Origin of the sequence: Raoultella sp. (assembly GCF_039594335.1) — a bacterium.
Classification (GTDB): Bacteria; Pseudomonadota; Gammaproteobacteria; order Enterobacterales; family Enterobacteriaceae; genus Klebsiella.
In genome coordinates this window covers 1-9,398 of the sequence record NZ_JBCNNS010000143.1, presented here as the reverse complement: position 1 = coordinate 9,398, position 9,398 = coordinate 1, and the positions used below count along the sequence as shown (strand labels likewise).

Genomic DNA, 9,398 nt, shown 5'->3' with positions numbered 1-9,398 from the left:
GATGCGATATTTGAGATACCAGAGACGCGAACCACCTGGATTAACTAAAAGGTACAGACCGTGAGAATCGGAAACTTTGAAGGGTTTTGCGGATGGTTTTAAATTGCGGATTTTTGAGTCGTTAAGGGACATTTGGGGGTCACTCCGTCATCGAACCAACTTGACCCCAAATCTGACCACCAAATTCTCCCGATACGGAGAGAAAACTGAAAATGCATCGGGAAGACTTTTCACGCTAACTTATTGAATCTGAATCACATAGGGATTCGCAAAGCGGCATGAAAACTAGAATTTGGCTCCTCTGACTGGACTCGAACCAGTGACATACGGATTAACAGTCCGCCGTTCTACCGACTGAACTACAGAGGAATCGTGTGAACGGGGCGCATATTAACGACGGTGCATGGCCTTGTCAAAGACAGAATCACCGGAATGTGTTTGATTGCTGACAATTTCAGCAATGGAGAGGCGGTTGCGCTATTTTCCATCAATGCGCACCGTTATGGTGCGGGCATACCTCTAATGGGGCATAGCGTAATCCGCTTACCGGGTAAATAAATCCTCCATTGCTATCAGAATCGCTTATCACGCCGCCTGTAGCGGCCTTTGCATCGATGCCAAAAAACTGGCAAGCAAATTGCAAAACCTCTGTAACTCAATTGCCAGCGTTGGTACTGGCTTTCCTTACAGGAGGCAAAATGAACTTAAGACGACTGAAGTATTTTGTAAAAATCGTCGATATCGGCAGTCTGACCCAGGCGGCTGAAGTCTTGCACATCGCACAACCGGCGCTGAGCCAGCAGGTGGCGACCCTGGAAGGCGAACTGGACCAGCAACTGCTGATTCGGACAAAACGCGGTGTGACCCCGACCGAAGCCGGGAAGATACTCTATACTCATGCGCGCACAATCCTACGCCAGTGCGAGCAGGCGCAGTTGGCGGTGAATAACGTGGGTCATACGCTCAGCGGCCAGGTCTCGATTGGCCTTGCGCCGGGGACCGCGGCGTCTGCCATTACCATGCCGTTGCTGCAGACCGTGCGCAATGAGCTGCCCGAAGTGATGGTCTATCTGCAGGAAAGTAGCGGGACAATCCTTAACGATAAACTGCTTAGCGGTCAGCTGGATATGGCCGTGCTTTACGAGCGCTCTCCGGTCGCAGGGATCATCAGCCAGCCTTTGCTGAAAGAGGATCTTTATCTGGTGGGAACCCGCGATTGCCCTGGGCAGAGCGTCGATCTGGCCGCGGTGGCGGAGATGAATTTGTTCCTGCCGCGTGATTACAGCGCAGTCCGTGCGCGAGTGACGGAAGCATTCACGCTGCGTCGTTTGTCGGCGAAGATTATCGGCGAAATCGAATCTATTACGACGCTAACTGCGGCGATCGCCAGCGGCATGGGCGTCACCGTGCTGCCAGAGTCCGCCGCGCGATCGCTGTGCGGGGCAGCTAACGGCTGGATGGCGCGGATCAGTACGCCTTCGATGAGCCTGTCCTTATCTCTGAACATGTCGGCGAAAGGCAGCCTGTCGCCGCAAGCGCAGGCGGTGAAAGAGATTTTACTTTCGCTGGTGAGTCGTCCTTCGCTGGAAAATCGTGAATTGTTGTTGGTAAGTTAATCTATATTCCCGAAAAGAATAAGTTGCTGGTTTTTATTATTTGTTAGTAAGGACAACAGACTTTAACAATAGAGCATATGTTATGTCTGATAGCCCGGAGGAAAGGGTGAATTTCCAGCAACTAAAAATTATTCGTGAGGCTGCCCGTCAGGATTACAACCTGACGGAAGTCGCAAATATGCTTTATACCTCGCAATCGGGTGTGAGCCGTCATATTCGAGAACTGGAAGAAGAACTGGGGATCGAGATCTTCATCCGACGCGGTAAACGCCTGCTGGGGATGACGGAGCCCGGAAAAGCGCTCTTATCCATTGCGGAACGTATTCTGAATGAAGCCAGTAATGTCCGCCGTCTTGCCGACTTATTCACCAACGATGCATCCGGTGTACTCACGATTGCGACAACCCATACCCAGGCGCGCTATAGCCTGCCGCCGGTGATTAAAGCTTTTCGTGAGCTCTTTTCCGATGTGCGACTGGAACTGATTCAGGGAACCCCTCAGGAGATTGAAGCGCTGTTGCATAACGGTGGCGCAGATATCGGTATCGCCAGTGAACGCCTGAGTAACGATCCGACGCTGGTGGCCTTTCCTTGGTTCCGCTGGTATCACAGCCTGCTGGTGCCGAAAGACCACCCGCTGGTGCAAGCGACCCCGTTAACTCTGGAAGCTATTTCTCGCTGGCCATTGATCACCTATCGACAGGGCATCACCGGGCGCTCGCGTATTGATGAAGCCTTTAATCGTAAAGGGTTGATGCCGGATATTGTCCTTAGCGCACAGGACTCCGATGTCATTAAAACCTATGTTGAGCTGGGGCTTGGCGTCGGGCTGGTGGCGGAACAATCGGGCGATGCCCGGGAGTCAGACACTTTTACCCGCCTGGAAACCCGGCACCTTTTCGATGCGAATACCGTCTGGTTAGGGCTAAAGCGCGGGCAGTTGCAACGCAATTATGTCTGGCGGTTTATCGAGCTGTGCAATGCCGGGCTGTCGCTGGATGAGATTAAACGCCAGGCAATGGAGCCGGAAGAAGTGGCGATTGATTATCAGATTTGAAGCATTATCGCGGTGGCGGATAAAGGAACAGTGGTCCGCTGCCACGAGGTGGTGAGAAAAACGCTATAATGCACTCACGATTGTCGCGACTGAGGAAGGGAAATAAATGGTGCAGCGTGTGCAATGGTTTTGCTCTCTTTTCTTTATTCTCTCAAGCCAGAGTGCGCTGGCCGTCAGTTATCCGCTGCCACCGGAAGGAAGCCGCCTCGTGGGAAGCCCGCAGCTGATTACCGTACCGCACAACAATACTCAACCGCTGGAGGCCTTTGCGGCGCAATATGGGCAGGGGCTGAGCAATATGCTGGAAGCGAATCCTGGCGTTGATGTCTTTCTACCGAGGTCTGGTACGACGCTTGTGATCCCCCAGCAGCTGATTTTGCCTGCCACGGTTCGCGAAGGCATTGTGGTCAATGTTGCGGAAATGCGCCTCTATTACTATCCGCCGGAAGGCAATACCGTTGAAGTTTTGCCGATAGGCATCGGCCAGGCAGGGCGTGAAACGCCGCGCAATTGGGTCACGACCGTCGAACGCAAGCAGGAAGCGCCGACCTGGACGCCAACGGCCAATACGCGGCGTGAATATGCCCGCAGAGGCGAGAGTCTGCCAGCGTTCGTTCCGGCCGGGCCGGATAATCCGATGGGACTGTACGCGATTTATATCGGCAGGTTGTACGCTATTCATGGCACCAATGCCAATTTTGGTATCGGGCTGCGCGTCAGTCAGGGCTGCATTCGCCTGCGGAATGACGATATCAAATATCTGTTCGACAATGTCCCGGTTGGTACTCGCGTGCAGATTATCGATCAGCCGGTGAAGTTTACCGAAGAGCTGGACGGCAGCCGTTGGATTGAGGTGCATGAGCCTCTGTCGCGTAACCGCGCAGAATACGAATCAGACAGAAAAGTCCCGTTACCCATGAGCACAGGCATACAGACGTTTGTAAAGGAAGGGGGCGTCAATACGATTCGGGCGGAACAGGCCCTTGAACGACGCTCCGGAATGCCGGTCAATATCAGCGAGGCCGGGACGTAAAGTGATATCGGGAGCGAGCGTAGCGCGGCTGTAACCCATTGAGGCGAGATCAATAGCAGAAAAGCAAAAAGCCCACTTAAGTTTCCTTAAGTGGGCTTTTTAAATATGGCTCCTCAGGCTGGGTGCGCCTCGAAAATCTGTAGCAAAACTCATTGCCGAAAAATAAGACAAAACCCTTTCTTCATCTTCAGACCCTTTCAAATCAGGGAATACTCTTATTTCGACGGTATGAATCATGACGGCAGATACCTTATCCCCTGATTTTTTGGGGAATGAGGGGGACAGATATCCCGACAGGTGCAATTTGAGTGGGGATTGTATCGGCAGAACAAGTCATCCTGATAGCCTCCACGCCCGAACCCTCTACAAAAAAATGCACTGCCTATTATGAGCAAACTCCTTGGGATCCACTGCGGAGGTAATGAAACTGCCGTTCGTAGTTGCTTATTCCATGCCTGTCAGAAACGACAGCATCCGTAATCAGACTCGCTTTTGCCCACATTAACGTCAGGATGAAATTTATCTTCCGGTAAGTTGTATATATGTTGCATTTGCAACATATGCGTAACTAGGTATGTTGCAAACGCAGCAGGGAAGTTCCTTTCTTTTTTTTATAATATTTTGATTTTAAAAAAATTATCTCGCCGTCTGTTTTGGCATGCATTCTGCTAACACCGTTATAACCAACGATTATCTTTTTATTTTTATAAAGCAAAAAACGTTATATAGAAAGATGATAATTCGCGGCTACAGCAACTCGCCTGCAACGTGTTGTAAGGCGGAAAGACAAATTCATCAATGACGGGAGTGCCCTATGTCCATTTCAGAGCCAGGTAATCATCCGCTGCAGTTCGCCTATTGGGTGCCGAACGTGTCGGGTGGGTTAGTGATCAGTAATATCCCGCAGCGTACCAGTTGGGATATCGACTACAACCGTAAGCTGGCGCAAATTGCCGAACGTGCCGGTTTTGACTATGCGCTTACGCAGATCCGTTTTACGGCAGGCTATGGTGCCGACAACCAGCATGAGTCGGTCTCTTTTTCGCAGGCGCTACTGGCATCAACTGAAAAGCTGAAAGTGATCGCCGCTTTGCTTCCCGGCCCCTGGAACCCCACACTGGCGGCAAAACAAATTGCCACTATCAGTCATCTGTACGGCCCGCGCATCGCGGTCAATATCGTCAGCGGCTGGTTCCGTGGAGAGTTTAAAGCCATCGGCGAACCCTGGCTCGACCACGAAGAGCGCTACCTGCGTTCAGAAGAGTTCATCCGTTGCCTGCAGGGCATCTGGCGTGAAGACAGCTTTACCTTTGCTGGCGATTTCTATCGCTTTCGTGATTATTCCCTCAAGCCCAAACCGTTGGCGCCGCTGCCGGAAATTTTCCAGGGTGGCAGTTCGCGTGCCGCGCGAGATATGGCTGCGCGCGTTTCCGACTGGTATTTCACCAACGGCAACACGCCTGAAGGCATCAAAGCCCAGGTGGATGACATCCAGCGTAAGGCGGCACAAAACCAGCATCAGGTGAAGATCGGGGTTAATGGTTTCGTTATTGCGCGTGAAAGCGAAAAAGAGGCGCAGGCGGTGCTGCGGGAAATCATTGATAACGCCAATCCGGACGCGGTGAAAGGGTTCCAGCACGAAGTGAAAAACGCTGGCAGCGCATCGCCGGAGGGCGAGGGCATCTGGGCCAAATCCACCTTTGAAGATTTGGTGCAATACAACGACGGCTTTAAAACCAACCTGATTGGCACGCCGCAGCAGATCGCAGAGCGCATCATTGCGCTCAAACAGTCAGGCGTCAATCTGCTGCTGCTGGCTTTCCTGCATTTCCAGGAGGAAGTCGAGTTCTTCGGAAGGGAAGTGATGCCTCTGGTGCGTGAGCTGGAAAAGCAATCTCAGCCCGCCATTGCCTCGGTTAACTGACGCTCATCCCCACCGGCCTGGAGATCATTATGACGTTATCAGAAACATCGCCTTCCTCGCTGACGGCATTCCAGCAGGCGTTGACGGCGGAGCGCGATGCAGAACCGATTGACGCCGTTCATCGCGGCGTGTCGCTGGCGCTTTCCGGTATTTCCCTCTCCTTTGGCGGCGTCAGCGCGTTAACCGATGTTTCGCTGCAGGCCGGCCCATCGCAACTGCTGGCGATCATCGGCCCGAATGGCGCCGGTAAAAGCTCGCTGCTGAATGTTATTTCCGGGCTGTATCGGCCGGATAAAGGGGAAATTGTGCTTGATGGCCAGCGCTATCGGGCCATGAGCGCGCAAAAGTTGGCCAGCGCGGGCATTGCGCGCACGTTCCAGAACCTGGCGTTGTTCCATGGGTTGTCGGTGCGGGATAACGTGCTGCAAGGCCTGGCGCACCGGCGGCAAACTTCGCTGTTCAGTGAGGTGTTCGGTTTGCCGCGCGCGCGGCGCGAGACGGCCAGCCACCGGCAACAGGCTGATGCGGTAATCGATTTTTTTGGCCTGAAACAGGTTGCCGATAACCCGATAGGCAGCTTGTCTTACGGCCTGCAAAAGCGCGCAGAACTGGCGCGCGCGCTGGTGGCCCGGCCGCGCCTGCTGTTGCTGGACGAGCCGATGGCGGGCATGACGCTGGCCGATAAGCAGCGGCTTAGTGGACTGATCGGCGATATTCGCGCGCATTTCGGCACCACGATCCTGCTGATTGAACATGATATCGGCGTCGTAATGAACCTGTCTGATCGCATCGTGGTGCTGGAGTATGGGCGCAATATTGCGACGGGCACGCCAGAGGTTATCCGCCAGGATCCGGCGGTGATCGCCGCTTACCTGGGCGCCGCCCCCGGGGCTGCGCCTTCTGCGGAGGCGGTGCGATGAATATCGACTGGTTGTTTTTAATCGAAGTACTCGTCGGCGGGCTGTTATCCGGCGTGATGTATTCGCTGGTGGCGTTGGGATTTGTGCTGGTTTACAAAAGCTCGGGGATATTCAACTTCGCCCAAGGATCGATGCTGTTGTTTGCCGCGTTAACCTTCGTTTGTCTGGTCGAGCGCGGCTGGTCGGTCTGGGCGGTGTTGCCGATCACGCTGGTGATCATCTCGCTGCTGGGCATGCTGATCGAATTTTCGGTGCTGCGTCCGCTGGTGAATCAGCCGCCGATTATTTTGTTCGTCGCCACGCTTGGCGTCTCCTACATCATCGAAGGTGCGGCGCAACTGCTGTGGGGCACCCAGGTGCACGCCTTGAACCTCGGCATCGACGACACACCGTTTGAGGTGGGCGGGGTGCTGATCAGCCAGTTTGATCTGTTCGCCGCCGGCGTGGCGGGGCTGCTGGTACTGTTGCTGAGCTTGTTCTTTCGCTATACGCACACCGGGCTGGCGTTTCGCGCGGTGGCCGATGACACCTTCGCCGGGCTGGCGGTGGGCCTGAACATTGGCCGCCTGTGGGCGGTGGTATGGGCGGCGGCAGGCGTGGTGGCGCTCGTGGCGGGCCTGTTGTGGGGAGCACGGCTCGGAGTGCAGTTTTCGCTCTCCCTGGTGGTGCTTAAAGCATTGCCGGTGTTGGTGCTTGGCGGCTTTGATTCGATCGCCGGTGTGATTGTCGCTGGCCTGCTGGTCGGTGCCATCGAGAAGCTCGGCTCGGTCTATCTCGGCCCATTACTCGGCGGCGGCATTGATAGCTGGATTGCCTATCTCGTCGCGCTGTTATTCCTGTTGATCCGCCCGACAGGGCTGTTCGGCTCCCACCGTTTGTCAAGGTTGTGAACATGTCAATATTATCCCTCACTCTCCGCCGCTATCCATTGCGGAGCCTGCCCCTTGGGCTGGTTGCCCTGCTAGGCGTGGCGTTTGTTCTGTTACCGTGGATTGGCGACGAATACCTTTTCGATGCGGTACTGACGCCATTTCTGACGCTGTCGCTGGCGGCATTGGGGTTAAATGTGCTGGCGGGCTACACCGGGCAGATATCGCTTGGCAGCGCCGCTTTTATGGCGGTGGGGGCCTATGCCGCGCTGAATCTTATCAGTCGGCTGCCTGTTCTGCCGTTGCCGATCGTACTGCTGCTGGCGGGGGTCATCAGTGCGCTGCTGGGGCTGGTTTTCGGCTTGCCCAGCCTGCGGCTCAGCAGCTTTTATCTGGCGATTTCCACATTGGCGACCCAGTTTTTCGTCCAGTGGGTGTTGAATAATTTCGGTTGGTTTTCCCTTAACAGCGCCTCAGGTGTGGTGTCGGTGGCGCCGCTGCAGCTTGGGGCGTGGGCCATCGACAGTTCGGCGCGGCGCTATCTGTTTACCCTGACGGTGGTCAGTTTGCTGACCTGGCTGGTGGTGCGGCTGACGAATTCGTCCACCTGCCGGAATTTTATCTCCGTCCGCGATAATCCGCTGGCGGCGCGAGTCATCGGCGTGCCGATCCTGCGCACCAGGATGATCGCCTTTGGTCTGTCCTCTTTCATCATCGGGATCGCCGGCGTGCTGTGGTCGTTCACCTATCTTCGTAACATCGAGCCGGCAGGTTTTAATCTGGAGCGGTCGTTCCAACTGCTGTTCATCATCATTATAGGTGGGTTGGGTACCGTGCGCGGGGCGTTTCTCGGCGCGGCGCTGCTGACGCTATTTCCGCTGCTGCTCGCGCGCGGCAGCGAAGGGGGGTTCGGGCAACAGATCGATTCCGGCGTGCTGGAGCTGGTGCAGAACATCATTACCGGCGTGCTGCTGATTGGCTTTCTGATCGCCGAGCCTAAAGGGTTGGCGGCATTAACGCAGCGCCTGGCCGCCCACTTCAAATTTGGGAGAAAACGCCATGTCTGACGGCATCCCCTTGCTTAGTGTTACTCACCTTAGCGCTCGTTATCAGCGGCACATTATTGCACTGGAAGATGTTTCCCTCACCGTGGGGGAGGGGGAGATTGTCGCCCTGCTTGGGCGTAACGGCGCCGGTAAGTCGACGGCTCTGCAGGCGATTTCGCACCTGTTGCCGGCGCGCCGTGGCGAAGTGAGCGCCGGCCGGGTGCTGTGGGCCGGCCAGGACATCACTGCCGAAGCGCCGCACAAGCTGGTGCGCCGCGGGATAGTGCCGGTGCTTGAAGGGCGACACTGTTTTGTTTCCTTAACGCTGGAAGAGAACCTGATCACCGGGGCGCTGGCGCGTTCGGCGTCCCGGTGGCAGATCCGCCAGGGGCTGGAGGAGGTTTATCAGATTTTCCCGCGTCTGAAAGATAAACGCCATCTGCCGGCTGGTCTGGCTTCCGGCGGCGAACAGCAGATGGCGGCGATTGGCCGGGCACTGATGGCCAAACCCAGACTGTTATTGCTTGATGAGCCTTCTATGGGCCTCGCGCCAAGGATTGTCGAGGAGATTTTTACCGTATTGAGCCAGCTTAATCAGCGGCAAAAGCTGTCGATTCTGGTGGCGGAACAGAATTCCACCGTCGCATTACGCCATGCCCATCGGGCTTACGTATTGGACAGTGGCAGCGTGGCGCTTTCCGGCAATGCGCAGGAACTGAGCCAGCAGGAAGATGTGCAGAGAATTTATCTCGGCTTTGCGGCATGACCTTTATTACAGGAGAGTACGACATGAGCACGATTCAAACCCAAGACGCCGTTTCCGTTTCTCAAACAGCGGAAGACAGTGCTCCACACGGTATTCCGGGCTATCCAAAGCAGGCGGCACCGGCCCATATTATTAAAAGTGATGAAGAAGCGATTCGCGTTGCACAG

At 55.2% G+C, this 9,398-nt stretch carries 9 protein-coding genes and 1 tRNA gene; 8 read left to right on the top strand and 2 right to left on the bottom strand.

Annotation, left to right across the window (positions count from 1 at the left end):
* Together ACZAHD_RS19040 and ACZAHD_RS19035 are read right to left on the bottom strand one after the other, a co-directional pair.
* Window positions 1-132: Arm DNA-binding domain-containing protein (locus ACZAHD_RS19040; protein ID WP_462458168.1), on the bottom strand; the 132-nt coding region annotated here is incomplete at its 3' end.
* A gap of 161 nt (window positions 133-293) precedes the next feature.
* A tRNA-Asn gene (locus ACZAHD_RS19035) sits at window positions 294-369 on the bottom strand.
* A gap of 329 nt (window positions 370-698) precedes the next feature.
* On the opposite strand from ACZAHD_RS19035, the gene nac reads away from it, so the two are divergent.
* The 8 genes from nac (at window position 699) to ACZAHD_RS18995 (ending at window position 9,231) form a co-directional block, all read left to right on the top strand.
* Complete coding sequence (gene nac, locus ACZAHD_RS19030; RefSeq protein ID WP_462458167.1) at window positions 699-1,616, top strand: nitrogen assimilation transcriptional regulator NAC; 918 nt, start codon at window positions 699-701, stop codon at window positions 1,614-1,616.
* Between the two features lie 106 nt (window positions 1,617-1,722).
* The gene (gene cbl, locus ACZAHD_RS19025; RefSeq protein ID WP_462458166.1) at window positions 1,723-2,673 is read left to right on the top strand and encodes an HTH-type transcriptional regulator Cbl; all 951 of its coding nucleotides are present in this window, start codon (window positions 1,723-1,725) and stop codon (window positions 2,671-2,673) included.
* A gap of 106 nt (window positions 2,674-2,779) precedes the next feature.
* Window positions 2,780-3,706, top strand: coding sequence for a L,D-transpeptidase (ldtA, locus tag ACZAHD_RS19020; protein ID WP_462458165.1), 927 nt, complete (start codon window positions 2,780-2,782; stop codon window positions 3,704-3,706).
* Between the two features lie 814 nt (window positions 3,707-4,520).
* Window positions 4,521-5,630 (top strand): dimethylsulfone monooxygenase SfnG, encoded by a 1,110-nt coding sequence (sfnG, locus tag ACZAHD_RS19015; protein ID WP_462458164.1) that lies wholly within the window; start codon window positions 4,521-4,523, stop codon window positions 5,628-5,630.
* A 29-nt stretch (window positions 5,631-5,659) separates the two neighbouring features.
* Window positions 5,660-6,550, top strand: a complete 891-nt coding sequence (locus tag ACZAHD_RS19010; RefSeq protein WP_462458163.1) for an ABC transporter ATP-binding protein — start codon at window positions 5,660-5,662, stop codon at window positions 6,548-6,550.
* Complete coding sequence (locus ACZAHD_RS19005; RefSeq protein WP_462458162.1) at window positions 6,547-7,440, top strand: branched-chain amino acid ABC transporter permease; 894 nt, start codon at window positions 6,547-6,549, stop codon at window positions 7,438-7,440. Before ACZAHD_RS19010 ends, ACZAHD_RS19005 begins: the two co-directional genes overlap by 4 nt.
* A 2-nt stretch (window positions 7,441-7,442) precedes the next feature.
* The gene (locus ACZAHD_RS19000) at window positions 7,443-8,486 is read left to right on the top strand and encodes a branched-chain amino acid ABC transporter permease (RefSeq protein ID WP_462458161.1); all 1,044 of its coding nucleotides are present in this window, start codon (window positions 7,443-7,445) and stop codon (window positions 8,484-8,486) included.
* Window positions 8,479-9,231 carry an ABC transporter ATP-binding protein gene (locus ACZAHD_RS18995; RefSeq protein ID WP_462458160.1) on the top strand — a complete coding sequence of 251 codons (753 nt, stop codon included), beginning with the start codon at window positions 8,479-8,481 and terminating at the stop codon, window positions 9,229-9,231. Before ACZAHD_RS19000 ends, ACZAHD_RS18995 begins: the two co-directional genes overlap by 8 nt.
* Window positions 9,232-9,398: the final 167 nt, after the last annotated feature.